This is a genomic window from Corynebacterium pseudodiphtheriticum DSM 44287, from assembly GCF_000688415.1.
GTDB lineage: Bacteria > Actinomycetota > Actinomycetes > Mycobacteriales > Mycobacteriaceae > Corynebacterium > Corynebacterium pseudodiphtheriticum.
Genome location: NZ_JIAH01000007.1, coordinates 40,197 through 63,101 on the forward strand (window position 1 = coordinate 40,197; position 22,905 = coordinate 63,101).

Consider the following 22,905-nt stretch of genomic DNA (forward strand, 5'->3'; position numbering starts at 1 on the left):
GCGTCCGGCAAACCTGACTTTCGGAATAGTTGGATTCTGTCAAATCTGTTTACGCCAGGCTGTGGATAACCCCCATTGTCCACAGATTAAGCGGTAGCTCGGTGGTTGCTTCTTGTAGCAGACGACGTACCGACGAAAACTAGTGATATCTGAAAAAGCTTCAGATGATTAACAGTTTTTGTTGGGGGAATCTGTGATGCCAACTCATGCACGGCAACTAGGCCAACGCGGTGAGTCTATTGCCCAAGACTTTTACCGAAACCGCGGTTACGAAGTTATCGCTCGTAACGTTTATTATCGCGGTGGAGAGATAGACCTGATTGTCCGGCCCGGTGATGGGCCGCCGGGGTCAATCGTGTTCGTGGAAGTTAAAACCCGCACCAGTAGGGCCTTCGGAGGGGCTGAGGCGGTGACCACGAAGAAACTTCACCGTATGCGGCATGCTGCCTCCCGGTGGCTCAGCGAACAGCAGCACTGTGACGGTGCTGCTTTTCTGGGGCAGATTCGTTTTGATGTAATCGTCGTCAGCGCGGACACGGACCCAAGCAAAGGCGTTGCCGTAGAGGTCTTTGAAGGGGTTGAGCGTGGTGCTTGCTAAAACCCATACTGTCGCACTGTCTGGTGTCCACGCCGATATTGTCACCGTCGAAGCAAATATTGGGCCAGGGCTGCCAGGGATTCATGTCGTGGGGCTGGGCGATACAGCCGTCAATGAATCACGTGATCGTATCCGTACAGCAGTCGCAAATGCACAACTAGGCTGGCCGAAAACCAAGATTGTGGTTTCTATGTCGCCTGCGGGCTTGCCCAAATCAGGATCACATTTCGATCTCCCTACTGCTTTGGCAATTTTGGAAGCCGCGGGGCACACTGGACGACGTCAACAACGTGATTTGAGTTCAGTCCTGGTGCTCGGCGAACTAGGTCTAGATGGGCGGGTACATGCTGTCGCTGGAATTGTGCCTGCCTTGTTAGCGGCTCGCCGCTACGGCTTTGAAACTGTGATCATTCCACCAGCCAATGCGCCCGAGGCAGCGCTGCTGGAGGACATGCACGTGTTGGTAGCGCCCACGTTGACGGCAGCTTATCGCTGGATATGTGGTGAGACAGAACTTGCCGACGCCCACAGCTATGCCCGCCATTCAGATACCTCCGGGCCTCCGAGTCTGGATTTTGCAGACATTGCGGGCCAGGAAGATGCCGTTAGAGCTGCAGAAATCGCCGCTACTGGTGGACACCATATGTTGCTAATAGGCCCGCCGGGTTCAGGTAAATCCATGCTGGCCGCACGGCTGCCCGGAATTATGCCTGAACTATCAACATCGCAATCCTTGGAAGTTAGCGCAGTACATTCCGTCTTAGGAACTGGTAGTGCCCCGCGATCTGTAATCACGAAAGCCCCCTATATAGCCCCGCACCACTCCATTACTCGCGCCGGGTTATTGGGAGGAGGATCCGGTAATCCCCGTCCTGGTGCAGTCAGTCTGGCCCACCATGGGGTGTTGTTTCTCGACGAAATTTCAGAAATGCCGGCCGCAGTGGTTGATAGTTTGCGCACCCCGTTGGAGCAAGGCGAAGTACGGTTAGTGCGCAACCGCCGCGAGATTATTTTCCCGGCGCGCTGTCAGCTGGTTTTAGCAGCTAATCCCTGTCGTTGTGCTGCTGAAGATGCCACGAAATGTCGGTGTCGGCCGCATGAGCGCATGCGCTATTTGAATAATCTGTCTGGGCCGATGCGCGATAGGCTTGATATGACCGTGCGGACGCATTCGCAGGCAGCGACGTTAGTCAGTGATCGGGCACGGACGTCGGCAGACATTGCTGAATCTGTCGCAGAAGCACGGCAGCGCGGTAATTTCCGCTGGGCACAAGCTGGTATTGCGGCACGGACAAATGCAACGGTGCCCACTACCTTGCTGCGCCGGGAATTTGCGGCTGATTCGGCGGGCATGGCTTTGGTGCAGGCGCACTTAGCAAATGGGGATATTAGCCAGCGGGCAGTGGATAAGATTTTAAAACTTGCTTGGACGCTGTGTGATCTTGTTGGCAGCGCGCAACCTGGCTTGGAAGAAGTCGCGCAAGCCATAGAAATCCGTGGTGACATGACTCAGGTACACCAGGAGGTCGTGCTATGACCTCAGGTAGCAACAAAATTGATGCAGAGCGCTATGCGTGGGCTTATCTCAATCGGGTGATCGAAGGACCTTCTCAGGCATTGTGGCAATTACTGCGCTCCGGCAGAGACTGCACAGAAATTGCCCGTGGTATTCGCGCACGAGCGAGCTGGTTGAATGGGGTATTGGGACAGACTGAAGCCCGACATGATTGGTGCCGCTGGGAAAAAGATCTAGAAATAGCTGCGGACTATGGGGCGCGCCTGGTGACTCCAGATGATGAGGAGTATCCGGCAGAGACATTCAATGCGGCTTTTGGTTTTGCTCAACTGGGTGCTGAACGTGGAAGCGGCTTAGCTAGCAAGCACACTGGGGCCAGTTCCCCACCGCATAGCCTGTGGGTGCGTGGCAACGATCTGCGGGAGCTCGTCGCCCAAGCCGTTGCTGTCGTGGGGACGCGGTCCATAAGTTCTTATGGCAAAGCAGCCACCGAACACCTTGTGCGAGGCCTATGTCCAGCGCAATGGACTATTGTCGCTGGCGGCGCGATCGGTATTGATACTGTGGCACATTCTGCGGCTCTCGCAGCAGGAGGTACAACCATGGCTATATCTGCCTGCGGGGTGGATAGAACTTACCCCCGCGTCAACACAAAACTCTTCAACACTATTGCCTCAGGTAGCCACGGAGCCTTGGTCACTGAATACCCACCAGAAACACCACCACAACGACACCGATTCCTCACTCGCAATCGCCTAGTAGCGGCCTTGACTGAAGGCACAGTCGTAGTGGAAGCAGCATGGCGTTCTGGCGCATTGAACACTGTGCACTGGGCAGAAGGCTTCGGTAAAACCACCATGGCAGTACCAGGGCCTATCACTACCGTGGGTTCGCTCGGCTGTCACCAGCTAGTCAAAGACGGTCGCGCACAGCTGGTTACGAGTGCCGATGACGTGCGTGAACTACTCGGTGGTATCGGCGAAATTGATGCTACCGGCCAATACGAGATGCAGTTCGGCCCGGATCCTATACAAAAACTCTCACGCAATGAACTTCAAATTTACGACTGCACACCGGCTCATGGTTTTCCCGGTAAGCAAGCAGAGCAAATAGCTACCGAGGCCGGAATGCCACTAGGGCTGACTGTTCATTTGCTACTCGATTTACACAAAAACGGATTCATTGCACGAAAGAACGGACGGTTCACACGAACACAGCAAAATGATTAGCAAATACCGTGAGCAGAAAATGCTGTGCCATGACAACGCAGGACCATGACATAGCGAGCCGGCCTATAATCAAACGATATGGAGACCGGCACCCATATATCCAGTTCACAAGGGGCTCGGCGAAGCCAATTACACGAAGCCATAGACGACTTCGCCGATTACCAGCATTACGTGCAAGGACGCTCACCGGCCACCGTACGCAGCTATCGCAGCGATTTATATGACCTGGCCACCCTTGTACCGACCTTCGCCGAATTCACCCTGCCCAACTTACGGGCATGGCTTGCACAGGCGGTACGTGAGAGAAAATCCCGAGCAACAATAGCGCGCAGGGCCTCTGCGACTCGCGCTTTTTCTACATGGGCACAACGCCAAGGACATCTTGAAGCCGACATAGCAGCACGACTACATAATCCAAGTGCTACCTCAACGTTACCCACGGTACTTGCGGTCAACGAAGCTGCCGACGTCGTAGCACAACACAATCAAGACCAAACCAAACCCAATAAACGTGACCCCATAAGCCAACGTGATACTGCAATCCTCGAATTGCTCTATGCCTCAGGAATGCGCGTTGCCGAACTCGTTTCCCTCAACCGGAATGATCTAGATACCCAACAACAAACCATCAAAGTTACTGGCAAAGGAAATAAACAACGCATCGTGCCATTCGGGAGAGCAGCTGCGAATGCCCTGGCAACCTGGATCGCCGACGGCCGTGTCGTAATACAAACCAAAACCAGGAATGATTCCACGGAACCTGCACTATTTATCGGCGCCCGCGGGAAGAGAATCGACCAACGCCAGGTACGGCGAATAGTAGAACGCGCCGGGCTACAGCAAGGAATTACGGGCTTGAGTCCACATGGATTGCGGCATTCCGCAGCAACACATTTGTTAGAAGGGGGAGCAGATCTTCGTGTGGTGCAAGAAATTTTGGGGCATGCTTCGCTGCAAACAACTCAGCGTTATACACACGTCACTGCTGAGCGTTTAAAACAGGTGCATTCGCAGGCTCACCCAAGGGCCTAATAAATTGCCAGGTAAGCTGACGGTTTATCTCAATCCCATGGTTTTAAACGGATAATCGCTTCGCCCAATAGATCTAGCGGGTTGATGTATGTCTTAGGGCCGGTGCGAGCACCCCAGTGCAGGCCCGGGGTTCCGTCGGTGGGGGAGGCTAAGGTCCCAATGATTTCCCCGACAGTTACGTGGTCGCCAGCTTTGACTCGTGGAAAGACCGGCTGATATGTCGTACGTAGCCCTCCAGCGTGATTGATGGATACGGTCGGTGTTCCGGCTACGTTTCCGGCAAAATGCACAATACCTGCTCCTGCAGAAGCAACGGGAGCACCAATCGCTACATCCAGATCCACTCCTCGATGTCCTGGCAACCAATCTTTTTCTGGTGGATCAAAACCACGCAAGATTGGCGATGGGGTAGCGGTACGGGTGCCGGGATCAACATAAACGCCTGAAAACGCCTCGGAATTGGCAGACCTTTCGTCCAGGCTTAGCTGGTCGACAGCAAGTGCGTGTGGAATTGCGGTAAAGACCACTAGTGCGAGCACGCACGCGATGCTGGATAACTTGCGTGGGAGAGCTATCCACCCGGTTGTTTCATCGTGCTGGCGAACAGTCGGTAGAGCCAGATAATGCACACTTTTCATAAATCCAAGTCTCTAGGAAGAGCGTGTAAATAGTGCGGTGGGAATGAAAAGTGTGTGAATAGTGTGGCGCTTGAACATCTTAGTGACATAACGCAATTGAGCTGTGGATAACTCAGCAAATAAATTGGTGTTATCCGAAGAATTAACCTAAAATACGGCCCAGCAGTGTGTGTTATGCGCACTGACTACGCGCGATGAAGTTTTTCACCATTCCATAACAATATAGAGGGTGGTGAAAAACCGGCGCTGACGTGGTCTCCACGTGGTATTCGATTCTATGTGAATCACGAAAGTTTACCGTGGAGTGTTAGCGGCGGACTTCATTGCTAGGGCAAGGGATAAAAACCCTTGCAGCACAAAAGTAGGGTGTAAGCCCTGCGATGTCCTTGAAAACCAAAACTATCTACCGAGAAGGAAGCTAACCATGGCAGTTGTAACCATGCGCGAGCTCCTCGACGCGGGTGTCCACTTCGGTCACCAGACGCGTCGCTGGAACCCAAAGATGCGTCGCCACATCTTCACCGATCGCAACGGCATCTATATCATCGATCTGCAGCAGACTCTGACTTTCATCGATGAAGCATACGAATTCGTGAAAGAAACCGTTGCTCACGGCGGCACCATCCTCTTCGTTGGTACCAAGAAGCAGGCTCAGGAAGCTGTTGAAGAAGAAGCAAAGCGCGTTGGCATGCCATACGTGAACCACCGTTGGCTCGGCGGTATGCTCACCAACTTCCAGACTGTCACTAAGCGTCTTGGCCGCATGAAAGAACTGCAGGCTATGGACGCTGCTGAGGATGGCTACAAGGGTCGTACCAAGAAAGAAGTTCTAACTCTGACCCGCGAGCGCGAAAAACTGGAGCGCGTTCTGGGTGGTATTTCCGAGATGACCAAGGCGCCATCGGCCTTGTGGATCGTTGACACCAACAAAGAGCACATCGCAGTTTCCGAAGCTCACAAGCTCAACATTCCGATCGTCGCTATCCTGGATACCAACTGTGATCCGGACGATGTTGACTTCCCAATTCCAGGCAACGATGACGCCATCGGCGCCACTAAGCTGCTGTCCCGCATCGTCGGCCACGCAGTTGAAGAAGGCAAGAAGGCACGTGAAGAGCGTAAGCTCGCTGCTGCTAAGGAATCCGCCGGCGATTCCGCAGATAAGGAACAGCGCGATGCTGCAGAAGCAGCGGCTGCTGCTGACCCAGCATCGGCAGAAGGCGCTTCTTCCGAGAACGCTTAATCGCGATAACGAGACGTACTAAGAAAACGTTTCCCGTTCCCACATCGTTCCTACATAAGGAGGATCGTCCACACTATGGCGAATTACACCGCTGCAGACGTTAAAAAGCTCCGTGACATGACCGGTTCCGGCATGATGGACTGCAAGAAGGCTCTGGCAGAAAACGACGGCGACTTCGACAAAGCTGTCGAAACCCTGCGTATCCAGGGCGCCAAGGACGTCGGCAAGCGTGCAGACCGCGACGCTTCCGAAGGCCTAATTGCAGTTTCCGGAAACACCATGGTCGAAGTTAACTGTGAGACTGACTTCGTTGCGAAGAACCAGGACTTCATCAACTTTGCCCAGAAGATCGCTGAAGCTGCTGCTTCCGCTAAGGCTAACTCCCAGGAAGAGTTGCAAGCAGTTGAAGTTGATGGCTCCACCGCCGGTGAGCTGATCCAAGAGCAGTCAGCCAAGATCGGTGAGAAGCTGGAACTGAAGCGTGCCGCAACCGTAGACAGCGACAAGGTTGCTCTCTACCTGCACAAGCGCTCTGGTGACTTGCCACCATCTGTTGGTGTCATGGTTTCCTACGAGTCTGATGCTGACAACGCTGAAAACGTAGCACGTGCTGCTGCAATGCAGGTTGCTGCGTTGAAGGCAAAGTATCTGACCCGCGAGGACGTCCCTTCCGACGTTGTTGAGAAGGAAAAGGCTATTGCTGAGCAGATCACTCGCGAAGAGGGCAAGCCAGAGAAGGCAATTCCAAAGATCGTAGAAGGCCGTCTGAATGGTTTCTACAAGGATGTCGTTCTATTGGAGCAGCCATCGTTAGAGGACAGCAAGAAGACCGTCGCTCAGGTAACTGAGGAAGCAGGCGTGAAGCTGACTGGATTCCGTCGCTTCGAGGTTGGTCAGGCGTAATAACCTGAATTAACAATCGCGCACAATGCGTGTCTCACAAAGCCCTTGCCATTTTCTGGCGAGGGCTTTGTTGTAATTTAAGGGTGGTTAACGAAGCTAGGAAAGAAAAACTGCCGACCTTAGTGTCCAATTGCTAGGCTAGTGAACCGAGAAGGTAGCATAGAATCCAATGTCTGCACAGCCAAGGAGAGAACAACGGTGACTGACACCGAAAGTGCCCAAAGAGCCCGTTATAAACGCGTCATGCTGAAACTCGGCGGTGAAATGTTCGGCGGTGGAACCGTTGGCATTGATCCGGATGTGGTGGAAAATGTCGCCCGCCAAATTGCAGAGGTAGCCAAAACCGGCGCAGAAATCGCGGTAGTTATCGGCGGGGGAAATTTCTTCCGTGGTGCCGAGTTGTCCCAGAGAGGGATGGACCGAGCACGGTCGGATTACATGGGCATGCTCGGTACAGTGATGAACTCGTTGGCGCTGCAAGATTTTCTAAAACAACTGGGAGTCGATTGCCGTGTACAGACTTCCATCAATATGGCCCAGATCGCCGAACCATACCTACCATTGCGTGCTGATAGGCACTTAGAAAAGGGCCGGGTTGTCATTTTCGGCGCAGGTATGGGCATGCCGTATTTCTCCACAGATACCACTGCCGCACAACGGGCTTTGGAAATTGGGGCAGAGGTACTGTTTTTGGCTAAAGGGGTTGACGGCGTCTATTCCGACGATCCACGGCATAACCCGGATGCCGAGCTGTACAGTGAAATCAGCCCACGGGAAGTCATCGAAAAAGGTCTGAAGGTCGCAGATGCCACTGCTTTCAGCCTTTGTATGGACAACGATATGCCGATTTTGGTGTTTAACCTGCTGACTGAAGGCAACATCGCACGTGCTGTCGCAGGGGAGCGAATTGGCACCCTGGTATCCTCACAGGAAAGCTAGAAACCGTGGCTAGCTGGCTGGGCTAGACACTTTTCAAATCTGTAATACACGATTAAGTACAGGATCTATTCATGATTGACGATATTTTGCTGGAAGCAGAAGAGCGTATGGCGGCTTCTGTTGAGCACACACGCGAAGACCTCACCACTATTCGTACTGGTCGGGCGAACCCATCCATGTTTAACGGTCTGGTTGCGGAGTACTACGGTGCTCCTACCCCAATTACGCAGATGGCGACGGTTTCGGTTCCTGAGCCTCGTATGCTGCTGATTAAGCCTTATGAGCAGTCCATGATCGGTGAGATTGAAAATGCCATCCGGAATTCTGATCTGGGGGTTAACCCCACCAATGATGGTCATGTCTTGCGGGTCACTATCCCACAGCTCACTGAAGAACGTCGTAAAGACATGGTGAAGCTTGCTCGCTCCAAGGGCGAGGATGGCAAGATCGCTATCCGTAATGTGCGCCGTAAAGCGATGGAGCAGCTTAAGAAACTACAAAAAGACGGAGACAGCGGCGAAGACGAAGTTAAGGCTGCTGAAGCAGAGATGGAAAAAGTTACTGCGAAATACGTCGAGTCAATCGACGACGTCGTAAACAACAAGGAATCCGAATTGATGGAAGTTTAAACTACCTCCTCAATTCTGCTTACGTCGCACTGTGAGCGCGGTTTACTCGCAGTGCGACGTCTTTCTACAACGAGCAAGTAATTCCCAGGTACCTAGGCGGAAAGCGAGAAGATACCTACAACGGTGTTTCCGCCTGCTGTGCCATGCATTCCGTAACAATAGCCTTGAGGAGGGGTATGAAAGAATCTAGATCTACTTGGTCACTACGTGGCCATCTTCCATACCCTAAAAACGATGCTGGCCGTGATCTTAGGGTCGCGATCCTGGTTGGTGTGCTGCTGGGAGCGCTAGTAATCGGTGCGCTATTGATCGGTCCGGTTGCTTGGTACCCAGTGGTCTCGGTCGGAGTGGCCGTCGCAATGTGGGAAGTATTGTCCCGACTGCGTGAGAATTCCTATAGCCTGCCGTTTTATCAAATGATATTCATGGGCCAGGCGATGGTATGGCTTTCCTGGCCATTTGAGCTCACAGGATTGGTAACGGCTTTTGTCGCGTCCGTTCTCATTTTGATGTTCGGGCGGTTGTTCCATAACGGTCGGCATTCTGCTCCGCAGAATTACCTGCGGGATATGTCCGTCGGCGTTTTCGTGCTGATGTGGATCCCATTGTTTGCCTCGTTCGCGGCTATGCTCTCGCATTTGTCTACCCCTTGGGCGTCGGGGAGTGCTTCGATCGCAACTTTCATGTTGTGTGTCGTTGCTTCTGACGTCGGTGGTTATGCTGCTGGCGTAATGTTTGGCGCACACCCGATGGCTCCTGCAGTGAGTCCAAAGAAGTCTTGGGAGGGCTTCGCAGGCTCAGTTCTATTTGGCATTACCACGGGCGCATTAACTGTACATTTCTTATTACATGATGACTGGCGAATCGGCATCGTCTTAGGGCTGGGACTGGTCATCTGTGCCACTCTCGGTGATCTTGTGGAGTCGCAATTCAAACGCGAATTTGGCATCAAAGACATGTCTGCGATACTTCCTGCCCATGGTGGGGTCATGGATCGAATTGACGGCATGTTGCCCGCTGCTATGGCAACGTGGCTATTGATCAACGCACTGGTGCAATATAGCTCATAGTGATTTGTTCCTGCCCGCCGAACAAGGCAGTATGGTCGTCATGCCACAACCTGTAAAACTCGATTTTTCCTCCCCGAAGCGGGGCCTTCCGCCGAAGCATTTTGCGGATTTGAGTGACGAACAGCGCATTGCTGCGTTGGCCGAGTTGGGGCTACCAAAATTCCGGGCTAACCAGATTGCTCGTCATTATTACGAGCGTTATGAAGCAGATCCATCGACGATGACAGATCTCCCGGCCGATGCCCGTGACAAAGTTGCCGAAGCGTTGTTCCCACAACTGATGACGCACCTGTATTCCAAGGAAACAGATGACGGCCACACATCAAAGTCGTTGTGGCGCTTGCACGACGGGACACTGCTGGAATCGGTGGTGATGCGTTATCCGAATCGCGCCACGCTTTGCATATCTTCGCAAGCGGGCTGCGGTATGAACTGTCCGTTTTGTGCAACTGGCCAAGGCGGATTGGATCGTAACCTTTCGGTTGCAGAAATGACAGAGCAGGTCCGCCATGCGGCTAAAACCTTGGCCGCCGAAGGTTCTCGTTTGTCGAATATCGTATTCATGGGGATGGGGGAGCCTCTGGCGAACTATAAACGTGTTAAGGAAACTGTTGCCCAAATTATTGCTCCCGGCCCCAAGGGGTTTGGGATTTCTGCACGCAACGTGACGGTTTCCACTGTGGGGTTGGCTCCGGCTATTCGCAAGCTTGCCGACGAACAAATGAACGTTACGCTCGCAGTATCTTTGCATACCCCAGACGATGAATTCCGTGACACCTTAGTACCAGTAAATAATCGTTGGTCCGTGGAAGAAGTGCTTGCTGCGGCGAAGTATTATGTGGAGAAAACTTCGCGTCGCGTATCCATTGAATATGCTTTAATCCGGGATAAGAATGACCAGGACTGGCGGGCGGATTTACTTGGTGAGAAATTATGGAATGCTTTGGGCACCAAGGTGCACGTGAACGTTATTCCACTGAATCCAACTCCGGGATCGGAATGGGATGCCTCGCCAAAAGATAGGCAAGACGAGTTTGTTCGCAGAGTTTCTCAGTGGGTGCCGTGTACTGTTCGTGATACTAAGGGGCAAGAAATCGCGGCGGCTTGTGGTCAGTTGGCTGCTGAAGAAGAAGCTGGTAGGAAAATGGAGGCCGAGGCCCGCGCTTAGAAAGCCTTTGCTTAGCTTTTTGTGTGAGCTTTGATTCCCCTCGATTTATGACCCCAGACAGACTAATAGCCACCCCGAAACTGGGGTGGCTATTAGTCTGATACGGCAATTTGCTGGCCGGCATGCTGTAGCTGGCCGTGGAAATCAGGCCGGGAAGGGTGCTTAGCCTTCGATCGCTTCGTTGCGCTGGCCGGCACGCAGCTGAGCAACACGAGCAGGGTCGATGTTCATAGAGCGCAACTGGGAATCAGTCAGGTCAGCATAGACACCGGTCAAAGTTGCCTGTTGATAGGCCCATTCTGGTTCTTTGTGGTTTTCACCCTTGTTTCGACCAGTAATGGTGCGTACTTGCGATAGCTTTGGCTCAAACAGGTGAATGAGCAGGCCGACTGCGATCAAGATCGCGAAGAGGAATAAGTAAATGGTCTCGACATGGCCTTCGTGGTTGCCGAAGTTCAAGCCCAAGAGCCACAGAACGGAAAGCCAGCCAGTTACCTGGATGGTGGTGCGCTTAACGGCGCTGTAACCCCAGGCAGCCGAGGGAACATCGAGGGTAGATACACCATTATGTACCTGCGGTGCGGGTTCATGGGAAGCCACAGCGGATACTCCTTCACATCAACGTCAGTTAAAACCTGTGTACGGCACACCGCCGAGGAGAACCCGGAGAATTCACTGTGGCGGTAGTTACCGAACCTAAAATATAGCTGCCATTATTCTCGCATATCGGCGGGCATAAAGCGATTAATGTCGCTAGACGATAAAGTAACGGCTGTGAATCTCGCACAACTAGACCACCAGTCTTCGTCCCGGAAATCTGCATCCCCCCGCACTGTTGTAGTAGTGGGCTCGACAGGTTCGATTGGCACGCAAGCTCTGGAATTGATCGCTGATAACCCAGACAAGTTCCAGTTAGTTGGCCTTGCGGCAGGAGGCTCGCGCATAGAGCTTTTTTGTCAGCAGGCACGAGATTTTTCGATTCCCGCAGATTGCCTCGCCATCGCTGATAACGATGTCGCGAGAAAAGTTTCCCAGGAGCTCGGCGCAAACATCATGGGAGGCCCAGATGCTGCTGCTGCATTGTGTGCAGCCACGCAGGCTGATGTCGTACTCAATGCCATGGATGGCTCGCGAGGGTTGCCGGTTACTCTTGCGGCTCTCGAAGCGGGCTCGACGTTGGCGTTGGCGAATAAAGAATCATTGGTAGCTGGCGGTCGGTGGGTGCTCGAAAAAGCTAATGAGGGTCAGATTGTCCCCGTTGATTCCGAGCATTCTGCCATGGCACAAGCTCTGCGCTCTGGTCGTCGTGAAGAGGTCTCGCGTTTGGTACTAACAGCTTCTGGAGGGCCCTTTCGCGGTTGGAACCGTAGCCGTATGTGGGAGGTGACTCCGCAACAAGCGGCAGCACACCCAACCTGGTCGATGGGGCAGATGAATACGCTTAATTCGGCCACTTTGGTAAATAAAGGCCTGGAACTGATTGAGGCTAGTTATTTATTCGATTTCCCTGCTAGCAGTATCGATGTGGTTGTGCACCCGCAGTCGATTGTGCATTCTGCAGCGACCTTTTATGATGGCTCGACGCTCGCACAGGCCTCACCGCCTTCAATGAAGCTGCCCATAGCACTCGCTTTAGCTTGGCCCGACCGGGTGCCACATGCGCAACCGTCTTTGAACTGGCAGGATGCACAGTCTTGGGATTTTCTGCCCGTGGATAATGAGGCGTTTCCCGCTTTAAATTTGGCGCGTACTGCTCTAGCCACCGACGGAATGCCGGCCGTATTCAACGCGGCTAATGAAGAAGCCGCCGGGGCATTTTTGCGCGAGCAAATCCATTTTCCGCAGATTGTTGACCTCGTTGGAGCGGTGATGGATATGTTTGCAGGAAGACCAGGGCCACTTGCTAGCAGTTTGGATGATGTTTATGAACTCGAAACTGCAGCCCGGCGTATCGCCCGTGAGCATATTGCAGCGCTGCACTAGTGGCTCGGCAGTAGAGATCTAGAACATATCCGTCTGAATTAGCGTGCAGTTGAGGTAGAGTTTTCGCGATGGCTTTTATTCTTGGCATTTTCTTGTTTGCGCTGGGCATTGCGGTCACTATTGCCTTGCATGAAGCAGGACATATGGTTTCTGCCCGGGCATTTGGGATGCGCGTGCGTCGTTTCTACGTTGGGTTTGGCCCTTCGGTGTTCTCTTTTACTAAGGGACATACGCGGTACGGCCTGGCAGCACTGCCTCTTGGCGGTTTTTGCGATATCGCGGGTATGACCGCGATGGATGAGATGACCGAGGACGAAAAACCCCACGCCATGTATTCCAAGCCAGCTTGGCAACGAATCGTGGTCTTGGCAGCCGGTCCGTTCGTCAATATTGTGCTCGGTTTGCTGATCTTATTCTTAGTTGCTGCTAGTGCTGGGCTGCCAGATCCGCACGCTGATGTTCGCGCCACCGTTGGTGAGGTTACGTGCTCTGCAGACCAAAAAGCGCCCACCCAGTCTGATGCGCCTGCTGAGCTAGAAAATTGCACAGGGCAGGGAGCTGGCGGTCAGGCCGGGGTGCAGTCCGGAGATATTATCACCGGTTTTAACGGCGAAAAGCTTGATAACTTCATGCAGTTCCGCGATGAGGTGCAATCCCGGCCAGGGGAAACCATCACGCTGGATATCGAGCGTAACGGCCGTGAACTACAGTTGGATGTAGAACTAGATTCGGTGGTGCGTTATGACGCCGAGGGGCAACCACGAACCGTGGGATCGGTAGGTTTAGCAAGTGCTCCTTTGGACGTGCATCGGGATTACAGCGTTGCCGGGGCAATTCCAGCTAGTTTTGAATATTCCTGGTTTATGTTGCAAGCGACGGTTGAGGGCATCATTGCGTTCCCAAGCAAGATCCCCGCAGTCGCCGCTTCTATATTCGGGGCTGAACGGGAGCAGGATAGCCCAATAAGTGTGGTAGGTGCCTCGCGTGCGGGTGGTGAGCTCGTCGAGCGTGAATTATGGCCAATGTTTTGGATGATGCTGGCAACACTTAATTTTTTTCTCGCACTGTTTAACATGATTCCATTACCGCCTTTCGATGGCGGTCACATTGCGGTAGTGCTGTGGGAAAAGGTCCGCAACCTGCTTCGCCGACTACGGGGACAAGAACCTGGCGGCCCAGCAAACTACGAGAAATTGCTGCCGCTGACGTACGGCATGGCTGCGATGTTGTTAACGGTGGGCGTCATCGTAATTATCGCGGATATCGTGAATCCAATCGCACTGTTTTAGCAATGGGTAGCACCAGCAGGCAGTGCTAGAATATTGCCAGCACATTCGCAATTTGCAAGGAGAGTACATGCCAACTCCGATTGGACTCGGAATGCCGGAAGGTCCGCCGCCAACTCTGGCTCCGCGGCGGAAAACACGTCAGATTATGGTCGGTGATGTGGGAGTCGGATCGGATTATCCGGTTTCTGTGCAGTCGATGACGACAACGAAAACCCACGATATTAACGCTACGCTGCAGCAGATTGCCCAGCTTACGGCGACGGGCTGCGATATCGTCCGGGTTGCGTGCCCGAAGCCTGTCGATGCTGAAGCTTTGCCGACGATTGCTAAGAAGTCTCCGATTCCGGTCATTGCGGATATTCACTTCCAGCCGAAATACATTTTCCAGGCCATTGATGCTGGTTGCGCTGCGGTGCGCGTTAATCCCGGCAATATTAAAGAATTCGATGGCCGCGTGAAAGAAGTCGCCAAGGCGGCAGGCGATGCGGGCATTCCCATCCGTATCGGCGTCAATGGTGGCTCACTGGATAAGCGGTTGTTGGAGAAATACGGCAAAGCCACCCCAGAGGCCCTGGTCGAATCCGCCATTTGGGAGGCTTCTCTGTTTGAAGAGCACGGTTTCGGGGACATTGCCATTTCGGTGAAGCACTCCGATCCGGTGCTCATGGTGGAGGCTTACCGTCAATTAGCTGCAAAAACGGATTACCCCTTGCATTTAGGTGTGACCGAAGCTGGTCCGTTGATGATGGGAACCATTAAATCCTCGGTTGCCTTTGGTGCTCTGCTATCACAGGGAATTGGCGATACAATTCGCGTTTCTTTGTCTGCGGACCCGGTGGAAGAGATCAAGGTCGGTGAACAGATCCTGCAGGCAATGAACCTGAAGGAACGCAAATTGGAGATCGTCTCGTGCCCGTCCTGTGGTCGTGCCCAAGTGAATGTCTACAAATTGGCGGAAGAAGTTACTGAAGGCCTCGACGGTTTGGAATTCCCGTTGCGGGTGGCCGTGATGGGATGCGTCGTTAATGGCCCTGGCGAGGCCCGCGATGCAGACCTTGGTGTGGCATCCGGCAACGGAAAAGGCCAGATTTTTGTGAAGGGGCAAGTCGTCAAAACCGTCCCAGAATCGCAGATCGTAGAAACGCTGATTGAGCAGGCAAACATCATCGCTGAGGAGCAAGGTTTGGAAGCGCAAGAAGGCGCAAAGGCTGATGTGCGCGTCACTTCCTAAAACCGTGCCTTTGGCGTGTTAGTCTTCTCGCTATGAAAAAGACGGTTGCGCTGCTGGTTTCTGCCGTTATTAGCGGCTCTACGCTGGTGGCGTGTACCCCGAAGCCTGCCTCTGCAGATCCAGTCGCCCAAGATTTTTTGGATGCGATGGCTGAGCGTGATGCGGAGGCTTTATCTGAGGTAATCGATAATCCTCAGAGTGCTGTGCAAGCAATCGATGAAACTTTCACCGGCTTGCAAGCAGAAGGCTTAACCACAACGCTTGCCGACGTTGACGTCAACGACTCCATCGCAACTGCACGTTATTCCATGCATTGGAATCTTCCGCGTGATCGCGAATTGGTTTATGAAACAGAGATGACGCTGACTAAGGCCTCCGATGAGTGGACGGTCCGTTATAAGCCCACTATTATTCACCCGGATCTTGGAGCTAACCAGCATTTGGAACTCCGCGCAGTAGAGGCAGCTCGTGCCAGCGTGGTTTCGTCAGACGGGGTGGAGCTCCTATCGCCGGGAGTATCGCACCGGTTGTTGGTTGATGCTGCGCAGCTGGAAGATCCGCGTGCGGCTGCAGCGCGCATCGCTAGCGCAGTCAATGCTGCTAGTGGGCGTGATGCGACGATATCGCCCTTAGATGCCGGAGAACTAGCGTCATCATTAGAAAGCATCGACGGGATCTATTCGGTGGGGGTGTATTCTGCTGATGCAGGCCCAACGATTGTCGACGATCTTTCTGATATTCCCGGAGTTCGATTGAACGAAGAACCCGCGATGGTTCCTCTGGAAAAAGACTTTGCTCCGGACATTATGTCGCGCGTGACTCGCATCGTCGGCGATGACCTGGAAGGTGCGAACGGTTGGAAAGTTAGTGTGGTTAATCCCCACGGTGCTGCGCTTTCCGACGTGAGCGTGCATGAAGCAGATCCGGCCCCGGCACTAAAAATCGCGATCGATTACAACGTCCAGCGGGCTGCACAAGATGCCGTTGCTCTGCGGCAGGACAAACAGACAATGTTGGTTGCCATGAGGCCATCGACTGGTGAAATTCTTGCAGTCGCTCAAACGCCAGCAGCGGATAAAGACGGCGATATTGCGCTTAATGGGCATTACCCGCCTGGTTCTGTGTTCAAGATTATTACCGCGGCAGCCGGGATCGAGCATCAAGGGCTTAACCCACAAAACTCCGTGGGCTGTCCTGGAGTAATGAATATTCAGGGCCGTACCGTGGTCAACTACAACCAATTCTCGCTAGGCACAGTCCCGTTGCAGCGCGCATTCGCGGCATCCTGTAACACGACCTTTGCTGAGATGTCGACGAACCTTGCGCCGGGTGAATTGGAACAGACTGGCAAGAAATTTGGCCTGGGAATTGATTACGATATTCCGGGATTGCTGACCATCACTGGGGAAATCCCGGAAGGAGAAACTGCGTTTGAACGTACGGAAGCCGGTTATGGCCAGGGCCTGGATCTAGCTAGCCCATTCGGCTTTGCTTTGGTGTCGTCGACGGTGGCTGCGGGGTATCGTCCTGTGCCGACGCTGATCGAAGGGCACGAAACTAAACCGAGTGAAGAACTTCCTGGTCCTTCCCCGGCAGCCATTGATGGTTTGCGCTCGATGATGCGGGAAGTCGTTGTTTCGGGAACTGCTGCGGGTATGCAAGCCGGTGGCACGATTCACGGAAAGACTGGTGAAGCGGAATATTCCGGGGGTTCGCATGCTTGGTTTACTGGGTTCCGGGACGACGACATTGCCTTCGCGACGCTGATCGTTGACGGGGGAGGTTCGACAACGGCGGTCAATGTCTCTGACCGTTTCTTCCAACGTCTTGATGAACTCCGGGCAGGGGCGGGTGCTTACGCGGAACCGGGTCCGCTTGAAGAATAATGAAGCGAGGTAAAGCACAGCGGTCTGTGATCTGCGTTTTGCTTAATTCATGTCAGGCAGTGAATCTATAGACAGACCGGCAGCAACAACCGACCCTAGGCTGTCTGAGACAGCAAATAACGCCCCGGCCTTGGATAGAAGGATGTGCAGCGTTGGACTGGGTCGTGTCTTGTCACTCGGAATCGTGGCGTTGCTGCTGGTGCCTGGTTCACCAAGAAAGCTACCTAGCTACTACCATGGGGAGTCATGACTCAACGTGGAAAGCTCTCCCCAGGCAAGCCAACTCCTCTCCGTACTGTTCCGGATAACATCGAGCGCCCAGAATACGTATGGAAGGACACCGTCCAAGAAAATATTGGTGAGCCGTTCATTCAAAAACCAGAAACCATTGAGGCTATGCGCGAATCTTGCGAGATTGCGGCGAACGCACTTGAAGAAGCAGGCCGTGCCGTAGCCCCGGGTGTGACCACCGATGAACTTGACCGCATTGCTCATGAATACATGTGTGACCATGGCGCTTATCCGTCGACCCTTGGCTATATGAGTTACCCGAAATCCTGCTGTACTTCACTCAATGAGATCGTCTGCCACGGGATCCCGGATACCACCGTGATTCAGGAAGGTGACATCGTCAATATCGACGTCACCGCATACAAAAACGGCGTCCATGGCGATACCAATCGTACGTTTTTGGCTGGTGAGGTATCAGAAGAACACCGGTTGCTCGTAGAACGCACGGAAGAAGCCATGATGCGCGCGATTAAGGTGGCGAAGCCAGGCAGGGAAGTCAACGTCATTGGACGTGTGATTGAATCCTATGCCAACCGTTTCGGCTACAACGTGGTGCGTGATTTCACGGGTCACGGCGTTGGACCGACTTTCCACAATGGTCTGGTCGTCTTACACTACGATTCTGACCACTACCGGGATGTCCTAGAGCCGGGCATGACGTTGACTATTGAGCCAATGATCAACCTGGGATCGCTAGATTATGACGTTTGGGATGATGATTGGACTATCCAAAACTCTGACGGCAAATTCACAGCTCAATTTGAGCACACAATCGTCATCACTGACGACGGTAACGAGATTCTGACAAAGCCGACCATTTAAAACCGGCCTTTTAGAGAATCAGCTAATGGCGCTGCCGACTGTGCTTGCAACGTCGGCAGCGCCTTGATTTTGCTCAGGAATATATTGAAAATTCCAGCCTAGAATTCTAGGCCGAGGAGCGCGTTTTCCGTGAGTTCTGGCAGCGCTGGGTGAATCCAGTACTGCTTGGTTGCTACATCACGCACGTCTTGGTCAAAGGCCATCACCTGTACCATTTGTTGGATCAGAGTGGATGCTTGCGCACCGAAGTAGTGCGCTCCGAGTAGTCGCCCGGTTTTGCGATCAGCAATCAGTTTGCATATGCCTTGTGAATCATTCATGGCCCAGCCATAAGCGACGTCACCGTAGTTTTGTACCTTCACGGTGATATCGAAACCAGCCTCTTTGGCTTCGTCCTCGGTCATGCCGACGGTGGCGATCTGCGGATGCGTGAAAATCGCTGATGGCACGTGGTCGTGCGGCATCGGGCGCAGATCTTCTGGGTGCAGCATATTGTGCTTGAGGGCTCGGGTCTCTGCATTAGCGACGTGCTTCAGCATGTACGGCGAGGATACATCGCCGAGTGCCCAGACTCCATCTGCAGTCGTGCGGCCGTAGTCGTCGACTTTCACACGTCCGTCTTCGCGCATTTCGATGCCCGCGGTATCCAGATGCATTTGATCGCCGTTAGGCACGCGTCCGGTGGCGACCAACAGGACATCTGCTTCCTGGGTGCTTCCGTCGTCGTAGGTTACGCGGACACCATGATCGGTATTTTCCACATCCGTGATGTTCAAGCCAAAGCGAACATCGACGGCATCAGTCATCGCCTTGTTGAAGCGGGACTTGATGTCGTGATCCAAGTGTTTCAGTAACTCTTGGCCGCGAACTGCAACAGTGACGTTCGTGCCCAGACCGTGGAAGACATGTGCGAATTCCATAGCGATAAATCCGGCACCAACAATAATCATCGATTCTGGTTGCTTGTCCAAACGCATGATGTCTTCGTTGGTATAGAACTGTGCACCAGATTCGGCGATTGGCCTTGGAATCATTGGACGGGAGCCAGTAGCAATCACGATTTCATCGCCGGTAACGATGCAATCAGAACCATCAGCACCGGCACCTGTCACGGTAATCGATTTTGGTCCGTTAAAAGCTGCATGGCCGGTGTAAACGTCAATATTTGGGCATTCGTCGCCACGGCGATATTCTTCGCCGCCCTGCGCGATGAGGTCAATCCGGTTGGCGAATACGCGTTCCACGATGGAATTCCAATCAACTTTGGTGATTTCACCATGGATGCCCAGGTCTTGTGATGTGCGTGCTGCTAATGCGATATCCGCAGCGTAGACATACATTTTCGTTGGAATACATCCGACGTTTAGACAGGTTCCGCCGAATCGACCCTTTTCGATAATCGCGATTGATTTATGTGCAAAATTCTCGTCTGGAATCGAATTTGCCGAGCCGGTACCGATGATCACCAGGTCATAATGCTTGGAGTGCTTAGGCTGTGCAGAATTATTCGTTGCGGATGATGTCATTGAAGATTCCATGCTCATTAGTTTGCGATTGCTCCGTTTCGGTGTAGCCACTTCAGGGTAGTCTCGAATGCTTGTTCACGCACAGACAGGCGGGAAAGAAATACATCGTGCATTGCTCCTTGTATAGGGGCAAGCGTGACGTCTGGCGCCAAGTGTGGCGTCCATGTCCACATGTGTTCAACGGCCAAGATGATATCGGCCTGGTGAGCTTTATCCATGGTGGAAGTTCCTACCGCTGATTGTGCTGACGACAATGTCAACACCGGAACTCCGGTATTTATTTCATCGCGGTGGATGCGGCCTTGTGCTTTGATGATTGCGCGGATCCAGCCCATATGCTTTTCGAAGCTGTGCAATGGCTTAAATCTTAAATCAATGTCCCATTCGCCGTCGTAGTTTTTGTGCAGTGAGCGACCATACAAGTCCATGACACCACCTGGAAACGGGAGACCAGGAAACATCTTGCCGACGCCTGCCAGCACTGGGCGCGCGATTTTTGCCAAAATATCAGCGACTGGTAGCTCCATCCAGGGGCTATTCAGAACCAAGGCAGCACAATGTGCATGCAGCTGTGGTTTTTCCCGACGTAGGTAGTCAAGCCAGAGTGGCGCGATTAATCCGCCAGTCGAGTGGGCTAATGGGATGATTCGTTTGTTCGGCGCCTGGTTGTGTGCTTGTGCGATAAGTTCGGCTGCTGCATCAAGCTCTTCGTAGTACTCTGCGACATTCAGGCAGTGGTGTGGTGTTTGGTCTGCGCGCAGAGAGCGACCGCATTTACGTAAATCAAGCGCGTAGAAGGCGAATCCGTGCTCGTGGAAGTAGTGTGCCACGTGCTGGTGAAAAAAGTAATCAGTGAGCCCATGAATCCATAAGATTGCCGGCCGGCTCGCCCAATCGTCGGCAAGGGGTTCAGAAGCAGGCACAGCGGTATCCCGCTCGTGCGCGGCGGGGTGATGGGGCCCTGGGTAACGCACGAGTGTCGCATAAGCCGTGGTGTTTTCTGTTGGCTCGATTCCGAAATTAAAAGTGAACTGCTCGAACGGGGCTCCGAGCAGGCTGTCGGTCTCCCAAGAGTTATGCATGGCAACAGTCTAGGTGCAAGGTTTGCTTTCGTGTTAGGTACAGGCGTGGAGCGGGCAGTGTTTGTTGCACAAGGAAATCCGTTTTGTGCTGCAGAAAATGATGCAGGGGATAAACATGCCACAGTTATTCGCGTATTAGCTCACACGGGGCGTATGGTAAAAGGCGAGTAAATTTTCGCTGTGCGTATCGCGAAGCGCTCAACTTTTCGGGCGTAGCCGTTTGCGCGTGGCGGAAGTGGTGCAATCGAATACGAAGAGGTAGTCAGGTGTCCAAAAACCCAAACCCGAAACCCACCGATGATGTAGACATTGTTCTTGTCGGCGGAGGAATCATGAGCGCCACGCTCGGTGCCATGCTCCGTGAACTGGAACCTAGTTGGTCACAAATGGTTATTGAGCGTCTGGATGCTCCGGCCATGGAATCCTCGTCGCCGTGGAATAACGCGGGCACTGGTCACTCCGCACTTTGCGAACTGAACTACACCCCAGAAAAGAACGGCACCATTGACCTGTCTAAGGCCGTGGGGGTGAACGAGAAATTTCAGATTTCTCGTCAATTCTGGGCGCACCAGCTTAATAACGGAATCTTGTCGGATCCCAAGGAATTTATTAACAAAGTTCCACACGTGTCTTTTGGTAAGGGAACCGACCAGGTTGGCTATATCGAGCGCCGGTTTGCAGCACTGCGCGGTAACCACATGTTCCCAGACATGAAGTTCACCGACGACCGCGATGAATTTGCGGAGAAGCTGCCTGTGATGGCGAGCGGCCGGAATGACAACGAAAAAGTTGCGATCTCTTGGACGGACAAAGGCACTGACATCAACTTTGGTGCCTTGACCAAGCAGTTCTTTACCGCAGCGAAGGCCGCTGGCACCGAAATGCGCTATGGGCACGAGGTTAAAAAACTCCATAAGGACGGAAACAAGTGGAAAGTAACCGTCAAAAATCTACACACTGGCGATACTAGTGTAGTGAAAGCCAACTTCGTGTTCGTGGGTGCCGGTGGTTACGCACTCGACCTGTTGCGTAAAGCAGGTTTGTCTGAGGTGCATGGCTACGCGGGCTTCCCGGTCTCTGGTCTGTGGCTACGTTCGACGAACCCAGAGCTGATCGACAATCACTACGCCAAGGTCTATGGGCAAGCCATGACCAAAAATGCCCCGCCAATGTCGGTTCCGCACTTGGACACCCGCGTGATCGACGGCAAGAAGGGCCTGATGTTTGGTCCGTATGGTGGTTGGTCGCCGAAGTTCTTAAAGAAGGGCTCTTATCTGGATCTGTTCAAGTCGATCCGCCCAGATAATATCCCTTCTTACCTGGGAGTTTCGGTTCAAGAATTTAACTTGACCAAGTACCTGATCACGGAGGTGATGCAGGACTTTGATCAGCGGATGGAAAACTTGCGTAATTACGTCCCAGACGCAAAGAACGAGGACTGGGAGATCGTTACGGCCGGCCAGCGCGTGCAGGTTATTAAGCCAGCAGCTCCACCGCGTTTCGGATCCTTGGAATTTGGTACTGCTCTGATTAACAACACTGAGGGATCGATCGCCGGCCTGCTTGGTGCATCCCCAGGAGCTTCTATCGCGCCTGCCGCAATGCTAGAGCTGTTGGAACGTTGCTTCGGCGAGAAGATGATTGAGTGGGCAGACAAGATTTATGAAATGATTCCGTCCTACGGAACGAAGCTGTTCAAGGATGAGAAGATGTACCACGAATTGTGGGAGTTCACGCAGAAGACCCTGAAGCTGGAAGACTAGGGCAAAGAAAACAAGCTGGAAAGCAGAATCATTCGAGCAACTCCAGCGGGCAGTCTTGCCCGAGGTG

The 22,905-nt window shown here is 53.2% G+C and carries 20 protein-coding genes; 16 read left to right on the forward strand and 4 right to left on the reverse strand.

From position 1 onward, the window contains the following. The first annotated feature begins 196 nt into the window (after nucleotides 1-196). From O146_RS0105120 to O146_RS0105135, 4 genes are all read left to right on the forward strand, one after another. On the forward strand, nucleotides 197-598 hold the full coding sequence (locus O146_RS0105120; protein ID WP_023019312.1) for a YraN family protein: 402 nt from the start codon (nucleotides 197-199) through the stop codon (nucleotides 596-598). Then, nucleotides 585-2,135: a YifB family Mg chelatase-like AAA ATPase gene (locus tag O146_RS0105125; RefSeq protein WP_023019313.1), complete on the forward strand. Its 1,551-nt coding sequence runs from the start codon at nucleotides 585-587 to the stop codon at nucleotides 2,133-2,135. Before O146_RS0105120 ends, O146_RS0105125 begins: the two co-directional genes overlap by 14 nt. Further along, entirely contained in the window at nucleotides 2,132-3,343 is a 1,212-nt protein-coding gene (dprA, locus tag O146_RS0105130; protein WP_035000601.1) for a DNA-processing protein DprA, read from the forward strand. The genes O146_RS0105125 and dprA overlap by 4 nt, the downstream gene beginning before the upstream one ends. Nucleotides 3,344-3,421: 78 nt before the next feature. Continuing rightward, nucleotides 3,422-4,375, forward strand: coding sequence for a tyrosine recombinase XerC (locus O146_RS0105135; RefSeq protein WP_051619272.1), 954 nt, complete (start codon nucleotides 3,422-3,424; stop codon nucleotides 4,373-4,375). Between the two features lie 29 nt (nucleotides 4,376-4,404). On the opposite strand, the gene O146_RS11185 is transcribed toward O146_RS0105135, so the two are convergent. Then, nucleotides 4,405-5,013, reverse strand: coding sequence for a M23 family metallopeptidase (locus O146_RS11185; RefSeq protein WP_081820579.1), 609 nt, complete (start codon nucleotides 5,011-5,013; stop codon nucleotides 4,405-4,407). Nucleotides 5,014-5,437: 424 nt separating this feature from the next. Between O146_RS11185 and rpsB the strand changes: the two genes are divergently transcribed. The 6 genes from rpsB to rlmN all read left to right on the forward strand — a co-directional run bounded on the left by rpsB (nucleotide 5,438) and on the right by rlmN (nucleotide 10,965). Continuing rightward, on the forward strand, nucleotides 5,438-6,256 hold the full coding sequence (rpsB, locus tag O146_RS0105145) for a 30S ribosomal protein S2 (RefSeq protein ID WP_021352684.1): 819 nt from the start codon (nucleotides 5,438-5,440) through the stop codon (nucleotides 6,254-6,256). A gap of 75 nt (nucleotides 6,257-6,331) precedes the next feature. Then, a complete protein-coding gene (gene tsf / locus O146_RS0105150; RefSeq protein ID WP_027017858.1) occupies nucleotides 6,332-7,159 on the forward strand; it encodes a translation elongation factor Ts in 828 nt (275 codons plus the stop codon). Nucleotides 7,160-7,402: 243 nt separating this feature from the next. Then, a complete protein-coding gene (gene pyrH, locus O146_RS0105155) occupies nucleotides 7,403-8,098 on the forward strand; it encodes a UMP kinase (protein WP_051137460.1) in 696 nt (231 codons plus the stop codon). 71 nt (nucleotides 8,099-8,169) lie between these two features. Continuing rightward, nucleotides 8,170-8,727, forward strand: a complete 558-nt coding sequence (gene frr, locus O146_RS0105160; RefSeq protein ID WP_021352681.1) for a ribosome recycling factor — start codon at nucleotides 8,170-8,172, stop codon at nucleotides 8,725-8,727. A gap of 176 nt (nucleotides 8,728-8,903) precedes the next feature. Further along, the gene (locus tag O146_RS0105165) at nucleotides 8,904-9,797 is read left to right on the forward strand and encodes a phosphatidate cytidylyltransferase (protein WP_021352680.1); all 894 of its coding nucleotides are present in this window, start codon (nucleotides 8,904-8,906) and stop codon (nucleotides 9,795-9,797) included. A 40-nt stretch (nucleotides 9,798-9,837) separates the two neighbouring features. Beyond that, nucleotides 9,838-10,965, forward strand: coding sequence for a dual-specificity RNA methyltransferase RlmN (gene rlmN / locus O146_RS0105170; protein ID WP_024272727.1), 1,128 nt, complete (start codon nucleotides 9,838-9,840; stop codon nucleotides 10,963-10,965). 162 nt (nucleotides 10,966-11,127) lie between these two features. On the opposite strand, the gene O146_RS0105175 is transcribed toward rlmN, so the two are convergent. After that, nucleotides 11,128-11,565 (reverse strand): DUF2631 domain-containing protein, encoded by a 438-nt coding sequence (locus O146_RS0105175; RefSeq protein WP_021352678.1) that lies wholly within the window; start codon nucleotides 11,563-11,565, stop codon nucleotides 11,128-11,130. 174 nt (nucleotides 11,566-11,739) lie between these two features. Between O146_RS0105175 and dxr the strand changes: the two genes are divergently transcribed. The 5 genes from dxr to map all read left to right on the forward strand — a co-directional run bounded on the left by dxr (nucleotide 11,740) and on the right by map (nucleotide 18,467). After that, nucleotides 11,740-12,948: a 1-deoxy-D-xylulose-5-phosphate reductoisomerase gene (gene dxr, locus O146_RS0105180; RefSeq protein ID WP_051619291.1), complete on the forward strand. Its 1,209-nt coding sequence runs from the start codon at nucleotides 11,740-11,742 to the stop codon at nucleotides 12,946-12,948. A gap of 68 nt (nucleotides 12,949-13,016) precedes the next feature. Continuing rightward, complete coding sequence (locus O146_RS0105185; protein ID WP_027017861.1) at nucleotides 13,017-14,237, forward strand: M50 family metallopeptidase; 1,221 nt, start codon at nucleotides 13,017-13,019, stop codon at nucleotides 14,235-14,237. Between the two features lie 67 nt (nucleotides 14,238-14,304). Then, nucleotides 14,305-15,468 carry a flavodoxin-dependent (E)-4-hydroxy-3-methylbut-2-enyl-diphosphate synthase gene (gene ispG / locus O146_RS0105190; RefSeq protein WP_027017862.1) on the forward strand — a complete coding sequence of 388 codons (1,164 nt, stop codon included), beginning with the start codon at nucleotides 14,305-14,307 and terminating at the stop codon, nucleotides 15,466-15,468. A gap of 32 nt (nucleotides 15,469-15,500) precedes the next feature. Beyond that, nucleotides 15,501-17,354 carry a penicillin-binding transpeptidase domain-containing protein gene (locus O146_RS0105195; protein ID WP_027017863.1) on the forward strand — a complete coding sequence of 618 codons (1,854 nt, stop codon included), beginning with the start codon at nucleotides 15,501-15,503 and terminating at the stop codon, nucleotides 17,352-17,354. Nucleotides 17,355-17,600: 246 nt separating this feature from the next. Next, on the forward strand, nucleotides 17,601-18,467 hold the full coding sequence (map, locus tag O146_RS0105200; protein WP_027017864.1) for a type I methionyl aminopeptidase: 867 nt from the start codon (nucleotides 17,601-17,603) through the stop codon (nucleotides 18,465-18,467). Between the two features lie 98 nt (nucleotides 18,468-18,565). Here the strand turns inward: map and mtr are convergent, their stop codons facing one another. Together mtr and O146_RS11190 are read right to left on the reverse strand one after the other, a co-directional pair. After that, entirely contained in the window at nucleotides 18,566-20,005 is a 1,440-nt protein-coding gene (gene mtr / locus O146_RS0105205) for a mycothione reductase (RefSeq protein WP_425265830.1), read from the reverse strand. Between the two features lie 5 nt (nucleotides 20,006-20,010). Further along, nucleotides 20,011-21,075 carry an alpha/beta hydrolase gene (locus O146_RS11190; protein WP_023019322.1) on the reverse strand — a complete coding sequence of 355 codons (1,065 nt, stop codon included), beginning with the start codon at nucleotides 21,073-21,075 and terminating at the stop codon, nucleotides 20,011-20,013. Nucleotides 21,076-21,341: 266 nt separating this feature from the next. Between O146_RS11190 and mqo the strand changes: the two genes are divergently transcribed. Beyond that, on the forward strand, nucleotides 21,342-22,838 hold the full coding sequence (mqo, locus tag O146_RS0105215; protein WP_027017866.1) for a malate dehydrogenase (quinone): 1,497 nt from the start codon (nucleotides 21,342-21,344) through the stop codon (nucleotides 22,836-22,838). Nucleotides 22,839-22,905: the final 67 nt, after the last annotated feature.

Coding starts and splice junctions, on each gene's coding strand:
- O146_RS0105120 (WP_023019312.1), top strand. CDS start 197: ATGCCAACTCATGCACGGCAACTAGGCCAACGCGGTGAGTCTATTGCC.
- rpsB (WP_021352684.1), top strand. CDS start 5,438: ATGGCAGTTGTAACCATGCGCGAGCTCCTCGACGCGGGTGTCCACTTC.
- tsf (WP_027017858.1), top strand. CDS start 6,332: ATGGCGAATTACACCGCTGCAGACGTTAAAAAGCTCCGTGACATGACC.
- O146_RS11190 (WP_023019322.1), bottom strand. CDS start 21,075: ATGCATAACTCTTGGGAGACCGACAGCCTGCTCGGAGCCCCGTTCGAG.
- map (WP_027017864.1), top strand. CDS start 17,601: ATGACTCAACGTGGAAAGCTCTCCCCAGGCAAGCCAACTCCTCTCCGT.
- O146_RS0105165 (WP_021352680.1), top strand. CDS start 8,904: ATGAAAGAATCTAGATCTACTTGGTCACTACGTGGCCATCTTCCATAC.
- dprA (WP_035000601.1), top strand. CDS start 2,132: ATGACCTCAGGTAGCAACAAAATTGATGCAGAGCGCTATGCGTGGGCT.
- pyrH (WP_051137460.1), top strand. CDS start 7,403: ATGCTGAAACTCGGCGGTGAAATGTTCGGCGGTGGAACCGTTGGCATT.
- O146_RS0105135 (WP_051619272.1), top strand. CDS start 3,422: ATGGAGACCGGCACCCATATATCCAGTTCACAAGGGGCTCGGCGAAGC.
- O146_RS0105185 (WP_027017861.1), top strand. CDS start 13,017: ATGGCTTTTATTCTTGGCATTTTCTTGTTTGCGCTGGGCATTGCGGTC.
- rlmN (WP_024272727.1), top strand. CDS start 9,838: ATGCCACAACCTGTAAAACTCGATTTTTCCTCCCCGAAGCGGGGCCTT.
- mtr (WP_425265830.1), bottom strand. CDS start 20,005: ATGGAATCTTCAATGACATCATCCGCAACGAATAATTCTGCACAGCCT.
- frr (WP_021352681.1), top strand. CDS start 8,170: ATGATTGACGATATTTTGCTGGAAGCAGAAGAGCGTATGGCGGCTTCT.
- ispG (WP_027017862.1), top strand. CDS start 14,305: ATGCCAACTCCGATTGGACTCGGAATGCCGGAAGGTCCGCCGCCAACT.
- O146_RS0105195 (WP_027017863.1), top strand. CDS start 15,501: ATGAAAAAGACGGTTGCGCTGCTGGTTTCTGCCGTTATTAGCGGCTCT.
- O146_RS11185 (WP_081820579.1), bottom strand. CDS start 5,013: ATGAAAAGTGTGCATTATCTGGCTCTACCGACTGTTCGCCAGCACGAT.